Raw genomic sequence first — 19376 nt, forward strand, 5'->3', positions numbered from 1 at the left:
ACAACGGCGTGGCGAACACTAGATTGCGCCGCCGGCTGCGCGGCCTCAACGACGAGCTGACCAGCAAGCCCGACGCGGCACTGCTGGACACCCTGCATATTCCGGAGAAGTTCGTCAGCCCGGTCAACCGCATTGTGCGGCGCGTGCTGTACGCGTTCGGCGCGCTGATGGCCGCGGTGCTCATCGTCTACTTCGACCGCAGCGGCTACCACGATATTCAGGGCGACGGTGACCTTTCGTTCCTGGACTGCCTCTACTACGCGACGGTGTCGCTGTCGACGACGGGATACGGCGACATCACGCCGTACGCACCGTCGGCCCGGCTGGTCAACGTCCTGGTCATCACGCCGTTGCGGGTCGCCTTCCTGATCGTGCTCATCGGTACCACCGTCGAGACGCTGACCGCCGCGTCGCGCCAGGCGTTCAACATTCAGCGTTGGAGGAAATCCGTGCGCAACCACACCATCGTCGTCGGTTATGGCACGAAGGGTAAGACCGCGGTCACCGCGATGATCGGCGACGGCACCCCGCCCGGGGACATCGTCGTCGTCGACACCGACCAGGCCACCCTGGAGCGCGCCGCGGTCGCCGGGCTCGTCACCGTCAAGGGCGACGCCAACCGCGCCGACGTGCTGCGTCTGGCCGGTGCGCAGCATGCCGCGGCGATCATCGTCGCCACCAACAGCGACCCGACCGCGGTGATGGTCACCCTGACCGCCCGCGAGCTGGCCCCCAACGCCAAGATCATCGCCTCGATCCGCGAGTCGGAGAACCAGCACCTTCTCAAGCAGTCCGGCGCCGACTCGGTGGTGGTGTCCTCGGAGACCGCGGGGCGTCTGCTGGGTATCGCGACCGCCATGCCGAGCGTGGTGGAGCTCATCGAGGACCTGCTGACCCCGGATGCCGGCTTCGCCATCGCCGAGCGCGCGGTGGAGCGCAAGGAAGTAGGCGGTTCGCCCAAACACCTCGGCGACATGGTGCTGGGCATCGTGCGCGACGGCAAGCTGATGCGCGTCGGCGACCCCGAGGCCGACGCGGTGGAGGCCGACGACCAGCTGTTGTACGTGCGCACGGTCGCCGACGACAATGACTGACTTCGCGCTGCGCGCGGTGCCACTGCTGGCCCGTGTCGGCGCCGACCGATCCGATGCCCTGCGCACCGACGTGGACGCGGCCGCCGCCGGCTGGCCGAGCGCCGGGCTGCTGTGGGTCGACCCGCGCGGCCGGGTGCTGGTGTCCGGGCCGGCCGTCGTCCTGTCCGACACCGAAAAGCTGGGCCCGACCCCGCCGCGCGAGGCGGTCTTCCTGGGCAAGCTGCCCGGCGACGACGGCCGCGCGGTCTGGGCGATGCGCGGACCGTTGCCCGACGGGCCCGGGGCGCCGATGGACGTGCGGCGCGACGCCGTCGGCCTCGACGACCTCAGTGCCCAGCTTCTCGTCACCGCGCTGGCGCTGCTGAACTGGCACGACAACGCCCGCTTCAGCCCGGCCGACGCCACCCCGCTGCGCCCGGCGCGCGCCGGCTGGGCCCGGGTGGATCCGGTGACCGGGCACGAGGAGTTCCCGCGGATCGACCCGGCGGTGATCGTCCTGGTGCACGACGGCGCCGACCGGATGGTGCTGGCCCGCCAGCACGGTTGGCCGGACCGGATGTTCTCGCTGCTGGCCGGTTTCGTTGAGGCCGGCGAATCCTTCGAGACGTGCGTGGCCCGCGAGATCCGCGAAGAGGTCGGCATCGACGTGTGGGACCCGCGTTACCTGGGCAGCCAGCCGTGGCCGTTTCCGCGGTCGCTGATGGTGGGCTTCCACGCCCAGGCCGACCCCGCGCAGCCCTTCGCCTACCACGACGGCGAGATCGTCGAGGCCCGCTGGTTCACCCGCGAGCAGGTCCGTGCGGCGCTGGCCGCCGGTGACTGGACCACCGCCGACGCCAATGCGGCGTTTGTGGTCCCCGGTTCGGTGTCCATCGCCCGGGAGATCATCGAATCCTGGGCGTATTCGCAGGACTGACAATGGTTTCGGTGACGGGAATGGTCGGGCGGGCGCTTGTGGCCGCGATTCTTGCGTTGGGTTGTGCGACGGCGTGTTCGTCTTGTGGCACTCGACAAGGCGTGTCCGGCCTGAGCAGGTACCTATTTCGCAGCGTGGACCACGATCTCGGACAGCTCGGTCTTGCTCTGCCCGCCGGTAGTGCCCAGCGTCGAAATCCACACCAGCAGATACGACGTCGGCGACGAGGCGTTCACCGTGATCGTGTTCTCGCCCGGCTGCAGGGTCTTCGGGTCGGTCAGCGCGGTGGTGTCATCCAGCGCAGCCGGATTAGCCGAGGTCGCCGACCGGATCTGAATCGCCGTCCCGGTACTGGGCAACCGCACGCTCACAGTTGCGACCTTGGTCGGTGACGGGAGTTCCAGCATCAGGCCGATACCCGGTTTGAATGTCGGGAACGGCACCGCGTCGGTGTAGGTGTCGGTGCGCCACCCGGTGTTCGGGTCACCGTCGATGGCCCGCTCGGCCTTGTCGGGGCTGTCCGGGTCGCCGCCGGGGGAGAAGACCGTCGCCTTCACCGGGTGGACCACGGCGCCGGGCTGGACGTCGGAATCGTCGTGGTACAGCACGATCGACGCAAACACGGTCAACACGGCGACCAGCACCGCCGCGAGCGCGATGATCAAACGCCGACGTTTGCGCGTCGGTTCGGTCGTCGGCAGGGGCAGCGGCGCGGTCGACGGGCCCACCTGTTCGCCGGTATCGGGAGCCAACAGCTCGTCGGGACTGAGGACACCGGTGTACTCGAGCGTTTGCTCGCGTGGCGCCGGCCTCGCAGCAGGTGCCGGCGATGGCACCTGCCGATGCGATACCGGGACGGCTACGGCCTGACCGTGCAGCGCCGCGCGTGCCGCGGCGGCCAGCTCCGCGGCGGTCTGGAAACGCTGCGCGGGATCGGTGGCCATCCCCTTGGCGATCACCGAATCGAATTCGGTTGGCACATCGGTGTTCACCCGGCTCGGTTCGGGAGGCGGCAGGTGCACGTGACCCCACAGCTGCTCTTCCAGGCTCTGCCCGACATACGGTTTCGCGCCGGTCAGGCACTCGTAGAACACGCACGCCAGCGAGTAGATGTCGGCGCGCTGGTCGGCGGTCTCGGCCGCGGTGAAGCGCTCCGGCGCGATGTAGGCGACCGTCCCGACCGTCGCCCCGGTACTGGTCAGCTGGTCCTCGCCGGGGGCGCGTGCGATGCCGAAGTCGATCAGGTACAGGAAGTTCTTCGGCGTGATGAGCAGGTTCGCGGGTTTGATGTCGCGGTGTTCCAACCCGGCCTCGTGGGCGGCGTCGAGCGCGGCGGCCGCCTGTTCGAGCAGCGACACCGCCTGCTCGGGCGGCAGTGCCCCTTCGCGCAGCAGGGTGCCCAGGTCGGTGCCGTCGATCAGCGGCATCGAGATGAACAGCCGGTTGTCGATCTCCCCGGAGTCGAAGATCGGCACGATGTGCGGTTCGTTAAGGGCGGCGGCGATGCGGGCTTCGCGGCGGAACCGCTCCTCGAACACCGGGTCGGTGGCGGCGCGGGCGTGCAGCACCTTCAGCGCGACCTCGCGCCCGAGCGCGGTGTCGTACGCGCGGTACACCTGCCCCATGCCGCCGGTGCCCAGCGTCCCGCGCAGCCGGTACCGCCCGAACTCCTCGTCCATCCCTGAATTCTCGCTCATCGCCCCAGCACCTCGACGGTCCTGTCCTTGGTATTGATGACGTAGACCCGGTGGGTGTCGGTGTCGACGGCCAGTGAACCGGGGTTTCCGCCGACCTGCACGCTCCCGGCGAGCGCGTTGCGGGTGGTGTCCAGTATCGACACCGTCCCGGCCTGGTAGTCGGTCAGGTACACCGTGTGGAGTCCGGGGTCGACGGCAGCGAATCCGACGTGTATTCCGAGGTGCAGCGTGCCCGTGACGGTGTTGTTCGTGGTGTCGACGACGGTCACCGGGTTGTCGGTGCCCGGGTCTGCACTCGTTGCGCCCACGCTGGTACTGGTGAGATACGCGCGGTGCACACCGGGGTCGACGACGACGTCGTGGGCGCTTTCCGGCAGTTTGATCGTGTCGGTCACCGCGGCATGCTCGGTGTCGACGACCGTCAGCGATTTGTCCAGCATCCCGGTCACGTAGGCGGTGGCGGGCTGCGGGGCCAATGCCAGTGCGAATGGAGTGTCGACCGGGGTCCGGCTGCTGACCGTGTTGGTCGCGATGTCGATGACGGCCAGTCCGCTTTGCGCGGTGATGGTGGTGACGTAGGCGGTGTGCCGCTGCGGGTCGATCACGATCGCCCCCGGGCCTTCGAGGGGGATCACGGCGGTCACGGCCTTGGTTGCCGGATCGACGACCGAGACGGCCTCGTCGGCGGTATTCGTGACATAGAGCGTGCCGCTGTCCGGCTCGACGGCGACGCTGATCGGAGCCTTGTCGACGGGAATCGTCGCGGTGACCGCGTTGGTCGTGGTGTCGATGACCGAGATCGTCTTGTCCTCGCGATTGGTGACGTAGGCGGCGTGCCGCTGCGGATCGACCGCGACATCTCGCGCGCCTTTTCCGACCGGGACGGTGGCGATCACCGTCGGGGCGGTGGTCTTCTTGGTGTTGGTGGCGTAGACCAGCCACGCCGTCACTGCGACCGCAACGACGACGACCGCGGTCACGAGGGCGATGAGCCGACCGCGCCGCGACGGCTTCGCCTGCATCGTCACTGCGCCCTCCCGTCGGCCTATGACCACCCTACTGACCGTGGTCGGGGCCTCGTGACGCCGAATGTCGCGTGATGTGCGACGACACGTCGAGAGGGTGGCACACAAGCCGACACTGGGCGGAAGGTCAGACCCCGAGCTTCGCCTTGACCTCGCGCAGGCTCGGGTTGGTCAGCGTGGACCCGTCGGGGAACCGCATCGTCGGGACCGTCTGGTTGCCGCCGTTGGCGGACTCGACGAACTTCGCCGCCTCCGGGTCGTGCTCGATGTCGACCTTGCTGTACTCGATCCCGGACGCCTTCAGCTGGGTCTCCAGCCGCCGGCAGTAGCCGCACCACACCGTCGAGTACATGATCAGTCCGTCGCTCATAGTGCGACCAACCTATCCCGGCCTGGCAGGTATTCCCCAGCCACACCCGGGCCTACCCGACGTTGTCGGTGCGGCCTGACAGACTGTGCCCGATACCCATGAATGCGATCTCCTCGGCCCTGGTGGCCGGTCTCGACGACGAGCAGCGCGCTGCCGTGCTGGCCCCGCGCGGCCCGGTGTGCGTGCTGGCCGGCGCCGGCACCGGCAAGACCCGCACCATCACCCACCGCATCGCACACCTGGTGGCCTCCGGGCACGTCGCCCCCGGGCAGGTGCTGGCGGTGACCTTCACCGCCCGGGCGGCCGGCGAGATGCGCGGACGGCTGCGGTCCCTGGAGGCCGGGCTCGGTGACGACGCCGGGGTGGCCCGGCTCGGGTCCGTGCAGGCCGTCACCTTCCACGCTGCAGCCCGGCGCCAGCTGCAGTACTTCTGGCCGCGGGTGGTCGGCGGCACCGGCTGGCAGCTGCTGGACTCCAAGTTCTCCATCGTCGCCCAGGCCGCCAACCGGGCGAAACTGTCCACCAGCACCGACACCGTGCGCGACCTGGCCGGTGAGATCGAGTGGGCCAAGGCGTCGCTGGTCACCCCGGAGACCTACCCGGATGCCGTCGCCAAGATCGGGCGCGACATCCCGATGGACGCCGCGCAGATCGCCGCCGTCTACGCCAACTACGAGACGCTCAAGGCCCGCGGCGAGGTCGCGCTGCTGGACTTCGACGACCTGCTGCTGCACACCGCCGCGGCCATCGAGAACGACGCCGCCGTCGCCGCCGAGTTTCGCGACCGCTACCGCTGCTTCGTCGTCGACGAGTACCAGGACGTCACCCCGCTGCAGCAGCGGGTTTTGACGGCCTGGCTCGGCGATCGCGACGACATCACCGTCGTCGGCGACGCCAACCAGACCATCTACTCGTTCACCGGCGCCACCCCGGACTACCTGCTGGACTTCCCGCGCCGCTATCCCGAGGCCACCGTCGTGCGCCTGGAGCGCGACTACCGCTCCACCCCGCAGGTGGTGTCACTGGCCAACCGGGTCATCGGCGCCGCCCACGGGCGGGTCGCCGGCAGCCGGCTGCAACTGATCGGCCAGCGCCCACCCGGCCCGACGCCGAGTTTCAGCGAGCATCCCGACGAAGTCGCCGAGGCCACCGCCGTCGCCCGCACCATCGGCGCGCTCATCGAGGCCGGCACCGAACCGGCCGAGATCGCCGTGCTGTACCGCATCAACGCCCAGTCCGAGGTGTACGAGGAGGCGCTGACCGCGGCGTCCATCCCGTTCCAGGTCCGCGGCGGCGAAGGATTCTTCACCCGCCAGGAGATCCGCCAGGCCATCGCCGCCCTGGCGCGCGCCGCCGACCGCGAAACCCTGACCGGCCCCGGCCTGCCCGAACTGGTCCGTGACCTGCTCGAACCGCTGGGCCTGACCCCGCAGCCGCCCGCCGGTCTGCGGGCCCGGGAACGCTGGGACGCCCTGGACGCGCTGGCAGTCCTGGTCGACGAGGAGGTCGAACTGCGCCCCGATCTCACCCTGGCCGGCGTGGTCACCGAACTGCGGATGCGTGCCGATGCCCGCCACGCCCCGACCGTGCAGGGCGTGACGCTGGCGTCCCTGCACGCCGCCAAGGGCCTGGAGTGGGACGCGGTGTTCCTGGTCGGGCTGGCCGACGGCACCCTGCCGATCAGCCACGCCCTGGCACACGGCCCCGACAGCGAGGCTGTCGAGGAGGAACGCCGGCTGCTCTACGTCGGGGTCACCCGAGCCCGGGAACACCTCGCGCTGAGCTGGGCGCTGGCCCGCGCCCCGGGCGGGCGCCAGGGCCGGCGGCCGTCGCGGTTCCTCAACGGCATCGCCCCGACGACGGGCCCCTCGGCCGCCCGACCGGCCAAATCGTCGACGAAACGCAGCCGCGGCACTCCGCGCTGCCGGATCTGCAACGCGACCCTGGGTGACCGCGACGCCATCATCCTGGGCCGCTGCACCAGCTGCCCGTCGAACCTCGACGAGCAACTGCTCGCCGACCTCAAGGAATGGCGGTCGCGGCGCAAGGACGAACTGAAGGTGCCCGCCTATGTGGTGTTCACCGACAACACGCTGATCGCCATCGCCGAGGCGCTGCCCACCGACGACGCCGCGCTGACCGCCATCCCCGGCATCGGCACCCGCAAACTCGAACAGTTCGGCGCCGACGTGCTGGCGATGGTGAAGGCCCGCGCCGCCGACTGAATCACGAAACCGCAGGTCAAAAATGAGTTGTGGCCCGCGGTAAATACCGACTAGCCTCGAACCCGTCGACCGCGACCCCGGCCGCGGACCGACGCCGACAACACCACGACAGCAGACCCGAGAGGAGGGGCGACATGATTTACACCGATGTGAACCACCGCGACGTATCGGACAGCGGCATGCTCGCCGCTCCGTTCGCCGCCGCGCAGGCCGGCGCCGCGCTTGCTCTATGGCACGCCGCCCCGGCCGCCAAGCGCCGCGCCGCCGCGTCGCCCGGGTCCCCAATTCGAGGTTTTGCCTAGCAGAACCCACGAAAAGCCGAAATGGCCACGGACCCGTCAACCCGGATCCGTGGCCATCGTTTTTCGCGACAGACACCGCGAAAACCCTGGTCACCGGGTCCCCACCCACCCCAGCCGAATCGCCACCGCGACGGCCCAATGACCAGGAAGCAGGTGAACACCATGACCGCGACGGTCGAATCCCGACGGCCGCTGCTGCCGTGTCATGTCAACGAGCCGGACCTGTGGTTCGCCGACGATCCGTCCGATCTGGAGAAGGCCAAGGGGCTGTGCGCCGCCTGCCCGCTGCGCGCCCAGTGCCTGTCCGCGGCCATCGACCGCGCCGAGCCGTGGGGGGTGTGGGGCGGGGAGATCTTCGACCGGGGTGTGGTCGTCGCGCGCAAGCGCCCGCGCGGACGGCCCCGCAAAACCCCCGTCGCCGCCTGAAGCGCGGGGACGTCGGCCCCGGCGACTACTCGTCGTCGGGGTCGGCGAAACCGGGCACCAGATCGTCGGCGATCTGGCGCACCGGCACATGGGCGTCGAGCTGACACGAGATCGCCACCACCGACGCGATCACCCGCATCGGGATGATCAACTTCGGCGGGATCGCCATCTGCCGGGCCGTGCGCAACTGGCCGGGCGCCTTCTCGAAATCGACGGACGCCATCCGCTGCAACCACTTGCGGTTGTAGTGGAACACCGGAACCTCAAGGGGCTCAACGTATTGCCGCAGCATCTCGTTGATGTCCTCGACGGACACCTTCTCGCTCTCGCCGGCCTGGATGAAGCCGGCCTTCTCCATCGTCGGCAGCAGCCGGTCGTAGTTCTTGTCGACGGCGTAGCGCAGCGTCTGGCCCAACTCGCGCGGCATCCCGCCGGGCAGCGGTGCCACCGCGCCGAAGTCGATGATCGCCATCTTGTTGCCCGGCAGCAGCATGAAGTTGCCCGGGTGCGGGTCGCCGTGCAGCATCTCCACCCGCCGCGGCGCGTCGTCGGTCAGCTCGAAGAGCCGGTAGCCCATCAGGTCGCGCTGTTCCTGGGTGCCGTCCTTGATGATCTCCGACAGCGGGATGCCCTCGATCCATTCGCTGACGACGACCTTCGGCGCGCTGGCCACCACGTGCGGCACCAGAAAATGCGGGTGCCCGTCGTAGGCGACGGCGAACGCCCGCTGGTTGTCGGCTTCCAGCCGGTAGTCCAGCTCCATCTCGGTGCGTTCGATCAGCTCGTCGACCACACCCTCGACGTCGGCGCCGGGCGCGAGCTGCTTGAACACCGAAACGAGACGCTTCATGGTCTTCAGGTCAGCGCGCAGCGCCTCGTCGGCACCCGGGTACTGGATCTTGACGGCGACCGGGCGCCCGTCGTGCCAGACGGCCTTGTGCACCTGGCCGATGCTGGCCGAGGCGGCCGGGGTGTCGTCGAAGGAGGCGAAGCGTTCCCGCCACTTGGTGCCCAGCTGCCCGTCGAGCACCCGGTGCACCTTGGCCGCCGGCAGCGGGGGAGCGTCCTTCTGCAGTTTGGTCAGTGCCTCCCGGTAGGGCTTGCCGTACTGCTCGGGGATGGCGGCTTCCATGACCGACAGGGCCTGGCCGACCTTCATCGCGCCGCCCTTGAGCTCACCGAGCACCTTGAACAGCTGCTGGGCGGCCTTGTCCATCAATTCCGCGTTGACCTCGTCTTTCGACGAGCCGGTCAGCCGCTTGCCCAGCCCCAGCGCCGCACGTCCGGCAACCCCGCCGGCCAGGCCGACGAGCTTGGCATTGCGGGAAATGCCGGTGCGTTTGATCTCTGCCACGCCCCCATCATTCCCTACCTGTCTGGGAGACGTACGCGCCAATGGCAACAGTCGTTGTCAGCAGCCGCAGCCGGGGTGCCGGGGCCAGTGCCGCGCCCGGATCGCACCGGCGTCGACGTCGACCTCCAGCGTCGTCGACAACGTCGCCGGAGCCGCCGCCCGGGCGCTCGATCCGCGGACCGCGGCCAGCACCGTGTGCACCTGGCGCAGCGCGAGTGCGGCGGTGGCCAGCAGTGTCGCCCGGTCGGCCGTCCCGACCCGGCCACGCAGCTGCGCGGCCAGCACCGGCCACGCCGCATCCCGGTCGGTGCGGTGCAGATCCGCGCAGGTCAGACAGCTCGTGACGCCGGGAATCACCAACGGACCGACCAGCCCGCGCCCGTCGCGCACCCGCACCGGCAGGTGCGCGACGCCGCCGCGGGTCAGGTCGCGGGCCAGCCGCGGGTCGGGGACCTGGGTGTCGGCCAGCAGCACCAGGTCGGTGCCGGTGGGGTGCACGGCGATATTGGCGGCGTGACTGCGGGCCAGGCGGGCGTCGGCGCAGCGCAGCCCGTCATACAGCAGCTGCGCCAGCGGCCCGTCGCCGTGGATCCGCACGTTCGGGGTGCGCCGCGGTGGCGCGTTCTCGACGGTCCCGGCCACCTCGGCGGCGACGAGTTGGTCCACCAGCGCGCCGATCGCCGCGTGGTCCGCGCCGGGCGGCAGGTGCGGACGGGCCTCGGCCGCCAGCTGCTCGGCGCTGGCACCCGCCGCGAGCCGGTGCAGCACCGCCGCCAGGGCAGTGGCCGTCCAGCCCGCCGCCGGCGACACCCGCACCGCGCGGCGGGGATCCCAGCCGATCTGGGCGCTGCCGTCGGGACGCAGCAGGATGGGCATCGCGGGGTCGAGCCGGTAGGTGGTCGCGGACATACCGCAGCGTGACACGAACCCGCCGGTCACCCGGATCCGTCATCCACAGGGCCCGAAGCGCGGGGCCCAAAGCGCGGGGGCCTACTCGGGGTCGGTGGCGCCGTCCGACGGCGTGCCCGGATCGCCGAGCTCGTCGAGCTGGCTCTGCAGCTTGGCGATCTCCGCGTCGATACCGGAGCTGTCCCCGCCGATCACCCGGTCGATGAACCGGGCCGGCTCGTCGAGGTCGTCGGAATCGGGCAGCAGATCCGGGTGGTCCCACAGGCCGTCGCGCGCGTCGATCCCGACGGCGTCGGTCAGCCGCTGCCACAGCGCAGTGGCCTCGCGCATCTTGCGCGGCCGCAGCTCCAGGCCGACCAGGGTCGCGAACGTCTGCTCGGCCGGCCCGCCGCTGGCCCGACGGCGCCGCATGGTCTCGGCCAGCGCGTCGGCGCCGGGCAGCCGGTCACCGAGTGCGGCGGCGACGACGGTCTGCACCCAGCCCTCGATCAGCGCCAGCAGGGTCTCCAGGCGCTCCAGCGCCGCGTTCTGGGTGGAGGTGATCTTCGGCTCGAATGCGCCCTGGCCCAGCAGGTCCTGCATGGCCGAGGGGTCCATCAGCTTCGCCGGGTCCAGGTTCTGGGCCAGCTCCTCGATGCCGGACATGTCCAGCGTGACGCCCTGGGCGTAGGCCTCCACCGAGCCGAGCAGCTGCGGCGCGAGCCACGGAACCCCGGCGAACAGCCGGTGGTGGGCGGCCTCGCGGGCGGCCAGGAACGTCAGGATCTCGCTGCGCGGCTGCTCCAGGCCCTCGGAGAACTCCTCGATGGCCGCTGGCATCAGCGCCGCCGTGCCCACCGGGCCCAGCGGCAGCCCGATGTCGGTGGAGGTCAGCACCTCCTTGGACAACGTGCCCAGGCCCTGGCCGAGCTGGGTGCCGAACGCCATCTGACCCATCTGGCCCATCATCGCCATCAGCGGCCCGGCCATCGCCTGGGCCTCCTCGGGCAGCGCCGAGGACCACATCGAAGACATCTGCCCGGCCACCGGGTCGCACAGCCGCTTCCAGGTGCCCAGCGTGTTGTCGATCCAGTCCGCCGGCGTCCACGCCGCCGCGGTGCTGGTCCCGGCCGGCAGCGCGCTGACGCCGTCGAGCCACAGGTCGGCCAGGTGCACGGCGTCGGTGATCGCCGAGGAGGTCCCGGCCGGCACCGGCGCGACGAAGCCGACGGAGTTGGTGGCCAGCTTGCGGGCCAGGTCGTAGTTCACCGCACCGCCGCCGCCGGAGGACATCGCCGCCGCGGTTCCGCTGAACATCTGGCCGAGCTGGCTGAACAGCTGGCCCAGATCATTGGGGTTGAAGCCGCCGCCGAAACCGAACGGGTCCGCGCCCGAACCCCGGGATTGCTTGTCGCGGTCGTCGTCGTCGCCGGCGGAGAAGCCGAAGGGCAGGTCAGCCATGCCCTCAACGGTACTGCGCCCGCGGGCGGTGCGCGCGCACCCGGGTTGCGCTGTCAGAGAAGGCACCCATCCTGGCCGACTACTGTGTTGCGGGTGAACAGGCGGATTGTGACGCTCGTGGTGGCGCTGGTGCCGATTCTGGTGTTCGGTGCGCTGCTGGGGACCGTCCGGGTGCCGTTCGTGTCGCTGGGTCCCGGACCCACCTTCGACACCCTGGGGGAGTACGACGGCAAGAAGGTCGTCGACATCGCCGGCACCGACACCAAGGACTACGGCGGGCACCTGAACATGACCACGGTGTCCCAGCGCGACGGCCTGACGCTCGGCCAGGCGCTGGTCCTGTGGCTGTCTGACCAGCAGCAACTGGTGCCCCGGGCGATGGTGTACCCGCCGGACAAGTCCAAGGACGACGTCGACAAGCGGAACACCGACGACTTCAAGAACTCCGAGGACAGCGCCGAGTTCGCTGCCCTGTCGTACCTGAAGTACGACAACGCCGTCACCGTGCGGACCCTGTCCGACGACGGCCCGGCCAAGGACGTGCTGAAGGTCGGCGACGCCATCGACGCCGTCGACGGCAAGCCCACCGCCACCGTCGATGCGCTCACCGACATCCTCAAGACCACCAAGCCGGGCCAGAAGGTGGTGATCGACTACCGCCGCAAGAACAGCCCCGCCGGGACGGCGACGGTCACCCTCGGCGCCAAGGAGGGTCGCGATTACGGCTACTTGGGCGCGGCGCTGCTGGACGCGCCGTGGGCGCCGTTCTCCATCGACTTCAACCTCGCCAACATCGGCGGCCCGTCGGCCGGGCTGATGTTCTCGCTGGCCGTGGTGGACAAGCTGACCGACGGGGAACTCAACGGCGGCAAGTTCGTCGCCGGCACCGGCACCATCACCCCCGACGGCAAGGTCGGCCCGATCGGCGGCATCAGCCACAAGATCCTGGCCGCCGAGGAGGCCGGCGCGACGGTGTTCCTGGTGCCCGCCGACAACTGCAGCGAGGCCAGCACCGCCGAACGCGGCGACATGACCCTGGTCAAGGTGGACACCCTGACCTCGGCGGTCGATTCCCTGAACCGGCTGACCTCCGGCCAGGACGCGCCCGGCTGCTAGGCCCTGCGAGAGCCTGGGCCCGGTCGCCGGGCCGCTTCCTGTGAGCGCCTTGCGTAGAGTTGAGCGGAATCGAACTTTCCGTACCGACCAGGAGTGCTGACACGTGGCAATGGGGCCCGGCGCCAGGATGCCGAAGTTGACCCGACGAGGCCGAATTCTGATCGTGCTGGCAGCACTGGTGGTAGTGCTGCTGCTGATCGGCCCGCGGCTGATCGACACCTATGTCGACTGGCTGTGGTTCGGCGAGCTCGGCTACCGCTCGGTGTTCACCACGGTGCTTGTCACCCGCGCGCTGATCTTCCTGGCGGTGACCGTCGGCATGGGCGCGATCATCTTCGGCGCCATGGCGCTGGCCTATCGCAGCCGGCCGGTGTTCGTCCCGGTGTCGGGTCCCGACGACCCGGTGGCCCGCTACCGCACCGCCGCGCTGATGCGCCTGAAGATGTTCGGCATCGGCATCCCCGCCGTCCTCGGGGCGCTGGCCGGCGTTGTCGCACAGTCCTATTGGGCCCGGGTGCAGCTGTTCCTGCACGGCGGCTCGTTCGGCGTCACCGACCCCGAATTCCACAAGGACCTCGGCTTCTACGCCTTCGACCTGCCGTTCTACCGGATGATCGTCACCTTGTTGCTGGTGTCGTTCTTCCTGGCGCTGCTGGCCAGTGTCGCCACCCACTACGTCTTCGGCGGCATCCGGCTGGCCGGGCGCGACGGCACCCTGTCGCGGCCCGCGCGGATCCAGTTGGTGTGCTTGGTCGGAACGCTGGTGCTGCTCAAGGCCCTGGCCTACTGGCTGGACCGCTACGAGCTGCTCAGCCACACCCGCGGCGGCAAGCCGTTCACCGGCGCGGGCTACACCGACATCAACGCGGTGCTGCCCGCCAAGCTCATCCTGATGGCCATCGCGCTGATCTGTGCGGTCACGGTGTTCTCCGCGCTGGTGCTCAAAGACCTGCGGATCCCGGCGATCGGCCTGGCGCTGCTGCTGCTGTCGTCGCTGGTGATCGGCGCCGGCTGGCCGCTGATCGTCGAACAGTTCAACGTCAAACCCAATGCCGCGCAGAAGGAATCCGCCTACATCACCCGCAGCATCGACGCGACCAGACAGGCCTACGGGCTCACGCCCCAGCACGTCGAGTACCGCGAATACGGCGGGGGACCATCGGTCACCGCCGAGCAGATCGGCCGCGACAGCGCCACGGTGTCCAACATCCGGGTGCTCGATCCGACCATCATCAGCCCGGCGTTCACCCAGTTCAACCAGGGCAAGAACTTCTACAGCTTCCCCGACCAGCTGTCCATCGACCGCTACACCGTCGAGGGCCAGCTGCGTGATTTCGTGGTGGCCGCCCGCGAGCTGAACCCGACCAAGCTGACCGAGAATCAGCGGGACTGGATCAACCGGCACTCGGTGTACACCCACGGCAACGGCTTCATCGCCGCGCCGGCCAACACCGTCAGCCGGATCGCCAACGACCCCAACCAGAACGGCGGCTACCCGGTGTTCCAGACCCGGGTTATTGGCGCCAACGGCAAGCTGTCCCCGGATGTGGGCCCGGCCCCGCTGGACCAGCCGCGGATCTACTTCGGCCCGATCATCGCCAACACCGCCGCCGACTACGCGATCGTCGGTGGCCCCGGCGACCCCCGCGAGTACGACAGCGAGACCAGCAACTACACCTACAGCGGCACCGGCGGTGTGCCGGTGAGCTCGTGGATCGACCGCAGCATGTTCGCGCTGAAGTTCGCCGAGCGGAACTTCTTGTTCTCCAACGTGATCGGCGAGGGCTCCAAGATCCTGTTCAACCGCGACCCGGCCAAGCGGGTCGCCGCCGTCGCACCGTGGCTGACCACCGATTCCAGCCAGTACCCGGCGATCGTCGACAAGCGGCTGGTGTGGGTGATCGACGGCTACACCACGCTGGACAACTACCCGTACTCCGAGCTGACCTCGCTGTCCTCGGCGACCACGGACTCCAATGACGTTGCGCTGAACCGGCTGATGCCCGACCAGCAGGTGTCCTACATCCGCAACTCGGTCAAGGCCACCGTGGATGCCTACGACGGCACCGTGACGCTCTACGCCCAGGACGAGAGCGATCCGGTGCTCGCCGCGTGGATGAAGGTGTTCCCGGGCACGGTGAAGCCCAAGAGCGACATCACCCCCGAGCTGTCCCAGCACCTGCGCTACCCGGAGGACCTGTTCAAGGTGCAGCGCGCGCTGCTGGCCAAGTACCACGTCGACGACCCGGTGAAGTTCTTCAACTCCCCGGACTTCTGGGACGTGCCCCTGGACCCGAACCCGACCGCGTCGAGCTACCAGCCGCCGTACTACATCGTGGCGAAAAACATTGCCCTGAAGAATGATTCGTCGTCGTTCCAGTTGACGACGGCGATGAACCGGTTCCAGCGCGACTTCCTGGCCGCCTACATCAGCGCCAGCAGTGATCCGGCCACCTACGGCAAGATCACCGTGCTGACCATCCCCGACAGCGTCAACGTCAACGGCCCGAAGCTGGCGTTCAATGCCATCAACACCGACCCGACGGTGACCGCGCATCTGGGTCTGATCGGACGCGACAACCAGAACCGGATCAAGTTCGGTAACCTGCTGACCCTGCCGGTCGGCGAGGGCGGGCTGCTGTATGTGATGCCGGTGTACGCCTCGCCGGGCTCCGGGGACATTTCCTCGACCTATCCGCGACTGATCCGGGTGGCCATGCGCTACGACGAGAAGGTCGGCTACGGCGCGACGGTGTGTGAGGCGCTCAAGGGCATCTTCGGTGACGACGCGGGCAAGTCCGCCGCCGTCTGCCCCGGCCCGGGCTCCCCGGCCGGTGCCCCGGCGGCACCCGCGCAGCCGCAGGCCAACCCGGGCACGCAGGCCCCGGCGGCCACCCCGGTCCCGGCCGCCGCCGTGCCCCCGGGCGCGACGGTGACCCTGTCGCCGGAGAAGTCCGCGGCCCTGGCCGGCATCGGCACCGCGCTGGACGCCGTCCGCAAGGCCCAGCAGTCCGGCAACTTCGCCGACTACGGCCAGGCCCTGCAGAGCCTGCAGACCGCGATGGACGCCTACGACAAGGCCAAGTAGCGGCCAGTAGTCTTCCCGCGTGCACCTACAGCTCCTCGGACCGCTGCAGGCCGTCGTCGACGGCCGCCCGGTGGAGCTCGGACCGCCCAAACAGCGCGCGGTACTGGCCGTGCTGGCGCTGGCCGGCGGGGCCGTGGTCTCCGCCGACCGGCTGATCGACGCCGTCTGGGGCGACGACGCCCCCGCCTCGGCCACCGCCGGGCTGCACGCCTACATCTCCAACCTGCGCAAGGCCCTGCGCGGCGACAGCCTCGGCTCGCCGATCGTGCGCCAGGCGCCGGGCTACCGGCTCGCCCTGCCCGCCGACGCCCGGATCGACCTGGCGGAGTTCACCGCGTCGTGCACCGCGGCGCGCGAGGCCGCCGCCGCCGGAGCGTGGACCGACGCGCTGGCCGAGGCCGATACCGCCCTGGCCCTTCAGCGCGGACCCCTGCTGGCCGATCTGGCCGACGCCGACTGGGTGACCGCGGAAGCCGTCCGCGTCGACGAACTGCGCACCGAATGCACCGAGACCCGCATCGCCGCGATGCTGGCACTGGGCCGCACCACCGAGGCCTTGACCGGTGCGCTCGCCCTGCGCGCCGACCAGCCGCTGCGCGACCGCGCCTGCTGGCTGCACATGCTGGCCGCCTACCGCGCCGGGCGCACCGCCGAGGCGATGGACGCCTACACCGACTACGCGCGGCACCTCGACACCGAACTCGGCCTGACCCCGGGCCCCGAACTGCGCGAACTGCAGACGCTGATCCTGGCCCAGTCACCCGAGCTGGCGACCTGGCCGCGGCCCTCGGCGTGGACCGGCGCTACCGACGTGCAGGCCCCGGTCATCGACCCGCCCGAGCTACCAAGCCCGGAACCCACGACGGGCGCGTTGGTCGGCCGGGAACGCGAATTACCCGTCATTACCGCACTTCTCGACGACATCGACGCCGGCGATACCTCCTGGCTGGTACTCACCGGGCCGCCCGGCATCGGCAAGACCCGGCTCGCCGAGGAAGCCGCCGCACGCGGGAACGCGCCGGTGATCTGGGTGGACTGCCCCGACGAATCCGGCACCCCACCCTGGTGGCCGATGCGCCGGCTGGTCCGCGCCCTCGGCGCCGACGCCGACGAGATCCTCGCCGTCCCGCCCGATGCCGACCCCGACGCCGCCCGGTTCCTGGTCTACGAACGCCTGCACCTGCTGCTGGCGACCGCCGAACCCCGGCTGCTGGTGATCGACGACGCCCAGTGGGCCGACGCCGCCTCCCTCGGCGCGCTGGCCTATCTGGCCGGGGTGCTGCGCGGGCACCCGGTCGGCGTGGTGCTGACCGTCCGCGACGGCCGCCACGGACCCGAACTCGACCGACTGCTGACCACCCTGGCCCGCAGCGACCGCGGCCGTCACCTCCCGGTCCCGGCGCTGGCCGCCGACGACGTCGCCGCACTGGCCAACGGCATCGCCGAGGAACCGCTGAGCACCGACGAGGCCGCCCTGCTGGCCGAACGCACCGGCGGCAACCCGTTTTTCGTCGGCGAATACGCCCGACTGCCCCGGCGCGACCGCGGCACCGACATCCCCTCGGCGGTTCGCTCCGTGCTCGACCGACGCCTCGCCGGCCTCGCCGACCCGGTCATCACCGTGCTGCGCACGGCCGCGGTGATCGGTGACCGTCTTGACGCCGAAGCGCTCGGCCTGCTGCGCGCGGTCACCGCCCTGGACCTCGACGGGCTGGCCGATCTGCTCGACGAGGCCGCCGACGCCCGCATCCTGGTCACCGCGCACGCCTCCAGCGCCTACGAATTCGCCCACGGCCTGCTGCGCGAACACCTGCTGGCCGGCATGCCACCCATGCGCCGCCAACGCCTGCACGCCCGCGTCGCCGAACTCCTCGGCGACGCACCGGAAAACGCCGGCCGGCGCGCCCAGCACCTGATCGACGCCCTGCCGCTGGTGGATCCCGTCGACGTGGTCGACGCCTGTCGCGTCGCCGCCGAACAGGCTGCCGCCCAATGGAGTTCGGAAACCGCCGCGCACTGGTGGCAGGCTGCCCTGGCCGCCTACGAACTCATCCCGGCGGCCGGGCGCAGCGACGCCGACGGCGACGCTCTCACCGTCGCGCTATTGCAGGCCCTGGCTCGCGCCGGGCGCGGGCAGACCGTGCTCGACGCCGCTGCCGACGGGCTCACCGAGGCCCTGGCGTCGGGGCGGTCGGTCACCGTCGGGCGCATCGCCGCGGAGCTGCTGCGGGTCAGCGGCGGATGGCCCTGGCCCGCACCGGGCGGTGACCCCGGCGCCCTGCTCGAACTGCTGTGGCGCGCCGTCGATCTGGTCGGCGGCGACCCGGCCGCCGGAGCCCGGGTCCGCGCGGCCCTGGCCGTCGGCAGCTGCTATCACCCCGACCCGTCGGTGGTCTCTCGCCTGCTGGCCGACGCCGACACCCTGGCCGAACAGTGCGGGGATCCCGACGTCGCCGCCGATGTCCTGCTGGGCCGGCTCATCGCCTACTCCGGGGTCTCGGACTACAGCCGGGCGTCCCTGGACTGGGCGGCCGAGCTGATCGTCCTGCCGCACACCCGTGGCCGTGAGGACACCGTCACCGCGCATTCGGTGGCCACCATGGCCACCTTCAACCTCGCCGACCTGCCCGCCACCCGCGCGCACCTGCAGGCCGGCATCAGCGGCAGCGAACAACTGCGGCTGCCGGTGCTGCGCGTCCAATTGCGGTGGCTGGAGGCCGTTCTCGCGGTCTGGGAAGGGGATTTCGCCGAGGCCCGCCGCCACCACCGCATCGCCGCCGCCGTGCACGGCCAGACCGAGCTGTACGGCGCCGGCAGCGCCCTGCTCGCCCTGGCCAGCCTGCTGCGTGAGGAGGGCGATCTCTCCGGCGACGGCATCCCGTTCGACGACCACCGCGACGACGGCGGTGAGGACATGCTCGCCGTCGTACGCACCGCGATCTGCGCGACGCCGGAGGACGCCGCGGCCCTGGCCGCCTATGGGCTCGGTGACGAACACGTCTGGAGCGCCCTGGGCCGCGCCGCGCTGATGGCGCACCTGTGCGCCGACTTTCACCTGGCCGACTACGCCCCGGAGGTCCTCGCCCGCCTGGACGGGCACCGCGACGAGATCGCGGTGATCGGCCAGGTCGGCGTCATCGGCCCAGTGGCCCTGGCAACGGCCCGCCTGCACACCCTGCTCGGGGACACCGACGCCGCCCGTGCCGATCTGGCCCGGGCGCGGCGGATCGCGCAGCGGGGCGGGGGAGTGCCGTCACTGCTGCGCTGCCGGCTGCTGGCGCGGGAGCTCGATTCCGACGCTCGCGACGACGACCTGGCCGCCGACGCGCAGCGTCTCGGCATGCATGGGGTGGCGGCCGCCGCGCGGCGCTGATCCTTGGATTTTCCTTGGCGCCGGTGCCCCGACCTGCACAC

14 protein-coding genes are annotated in these 19376 nt (G+C 70.5%); 8 read left to right on the forward strand and 6 right to left on the reverse strand.

What is annotated here, in order from left to right; translation table 11 throughout:
* Positions 1 to 8: 8 nt before the first annotated feature.
* Together G6N16_RS08210 and nudC are read left to right on the forward strand one after the other, a co-directional pair.
* Positions 9 to 1094 carry a potassium channel family protein gene (locus G6N16_RS08210; RefSeq protein WP_083030747.1) on the forward strand — a complete coding sequence of 362 codons (1086 nt, stop codon included), beginning with the start codon at positions 9 to 11 and terminating at the stop codon, positions 1092 to 1094.
* The gene (gene nudC, locus G6N16_RS08215) at positions 1087 to 2010 is read left to right on the forward strand and encodes an NAD(+) diphosphatase (RefSeq protein WP_083030748.1); all 924 of its coding nucleotides are present in this window, start codon (positions 1087 to 1089) and stop codon (positions 2008 to 2010) included. The genes G6N16_RS08210 and nudC overlap by 8 nt, the downstream gene beginning before the upstream one ends.
* A 122-nt stretch (positions 2011 to 2132) precedes the next feature.
* On the opposite strand, the gene G6N16_RS08220 is transcribed toward nudC, so the two are convergent.
* The 3 genes from G6N16_RS08220 to G6N16_RS08230 form a co-directional block, all read right to left on the reverse strand.
* The gene (locus G6N16_RS08220) at positions 2133 to 3707 is read right to left on the reverse strand and encodes a serine/threonine-protein kinase (protein ID WP_234805833.1); all 1575 of its coding nucleotides are present in this window, start codon (positions 3705 to 3707) and stop codon (positions 2133 to 2135) included.
* Positions 3704 to 4729 (reverse strand): YncE family protein, encoded by a 1026-nt coding sequence (locus G6N16_RS08225; RefSeq protein WP_083030752.1) that lies wholly within the window; start codon positions 4727 to 4729, stop codon positions 3704 to 3706. Before G6N16_RS08225 ends, G6N16_RS08220 begins: the two co-directional genes overlap by 4 nt.
* A 130-nt stretch (positions 4730 to 4859) precedes the next feature.
* The gene (locus tag G6N16_RS08230; RefSeq protein WP_083030753.1) at positions 4860 to 5102 is read right to left on the reverse strand and encodes a mycoredoxin; all 243 of its coding nucleotides are present in this window, start codon (positions 5100 to 5102) and stop codon (positions 4860 to 4862) included.
* A gap of 98 nt (positions 5103 to 5200) precedes the next feature.
* Here G6N16_RS08230 and G6N16_RS08235 point away from each other — a divergent pair, with 98 nt between their 5' ends.
* From G6N16_RS08235 to G6N16_RS08245, 3 genes are all read left to right on the forward strand, one after another.
* The gene (locus tag G6N16_RS08235; RefSeq protein ID WP_083030755.1) at positions 5201 to 7327 is read left to right on the forward strand and encodes an ATP-dependent DNA helicase UvrD2; all 2127 of its coding nucleotides are present in this window, start codon (positions 5201 to 5203) and stop codon (positions 7325 to 7327) included.
* A gap of 134 nt (positions 7328 to 7461) precedes the next feature.
* Positions 7462 to 7629, forward strand: a complete 168-nt coding sequence (locus G6N16_RS08240; protein ID WP_163787824.1) for a hypothetical protein — start codon at positions 7462 to 7464, stop codon at positions 7627 to 7629.
* A 162-nt stretch (positions 7630 to 7791) separates the two neighbouring features.
* On the forward strand, positions 7792 to 8055 hold the full coding sequence (locus G6N16_RS08245) for a WhiB family transcriptional regulator (protein ID WP_083030778.1): 264 nt from the start codon (positions 7792 to 7794) through the stop codon (positions 8053 to 8055).
* Between the two features lie 25 nt (positions 8056 to 8080).
* On the opposite strand, the gene G6N16_RS08250 is transcribed toward G6N16_RS08245, so the two are convergent.
* The 3 genes from G6N16_RS08250 to G6N16_RS08260 all read right to left on the reverse strand — a co-directional run bounded on the left by G6N16_RS08250 (position 8081) and on the right by G6N16_RS08260 (position 11758).
* A complete protein-coding gene (locus tag G6N16_RS08250; RefSeq protein WP_179961187.1) occupies positions 8081 to 9409 on the reverse strand; it encodes a macrolide-binding ATPase MABP-1 in 1329 nt (442 codons plus the stop codon).
* Positions 9410 to 9466: 57 nt separating this feature from the next.
* Positions 9467 to 10318, reverse strand: coding sequence for a bacteriocin biosynthesis cyclodehydratase domain-containing protein (locus G6N16_RS08255; RefSeq protein ID WP_083030758.1), 852 nt, complete (start codon positions 10316 to 10318; stop codon positions 9467 to 9469).
* An 81-nt stretch (positions 10319 to 10399) separates the two neighbouring features.
* A complete protein-coding gene (locus G6N16_RS08260; RefSeq protein WP_083030759.1) occupies positions 10400 to 11758 on the reverse strand; it encodes a zinc-dependent metalloprotease in 1359 nt (452 codons plus the stop codon).
* A gap of 93 nt (positions 11759 to 11851) precedes the next feature.
* On the opposite strand from G6N16_RS08260, the gene G6N16_RS08265 reads away from it, so the two are divergent.
* The 3 genes from G6N16_RS08265 (at position 11852) to G6N16_RS08275 (ending at position 19335) form a co-directional block, all read left to right on the forward strand.
* The gene (locus G6N16_RS08265; protein ID WP_083030761.1) at positions 11852 to 12874 is read left to right on the forward strand and encodes a YlbL family protein; all 1023 of its coding nucleotides are present in this window, start codon (positions 11852 to 11854) and stop codon (positions 12872 to 12874) included.
* 103 nt (positions 12875 to 12977) lie between these two features.
* The gene (locus G6N16_RS08270; protein ID WP_083030763.1) at positions 12978 to 15962 is read left to right on the forward strand and encodes a UPF0182 family protein; all 2985 of its coding nucleotides are present in this window, start codon (positions 12978 to 12980) and stop codon (positions 15960 to 15962) included.
* Between the two features lie 19 nt (positions 15963 to 15981).
* Entirely contained in the window at positions 15982 to 19335 is a 3354-nt protein-coding gene (locus G6N16_RS08275) for an ATP-binding protein (protein WP_083030764.1), read from the forward strand.
* The last annotated feature ends 41 nt before the right edge of the window (positions 19336 to 19376 follow it).

The sequence above is a fragment of the Mycolicibacterium insubricum genome (genome assembly GCF_010731615.1).
GTDB lineage: Bacteria > Actinomycetota > Actinomycetes > Mycobacteriales > Mycobacteriaceae > Mycobacterium > Mycobacterium insubricum.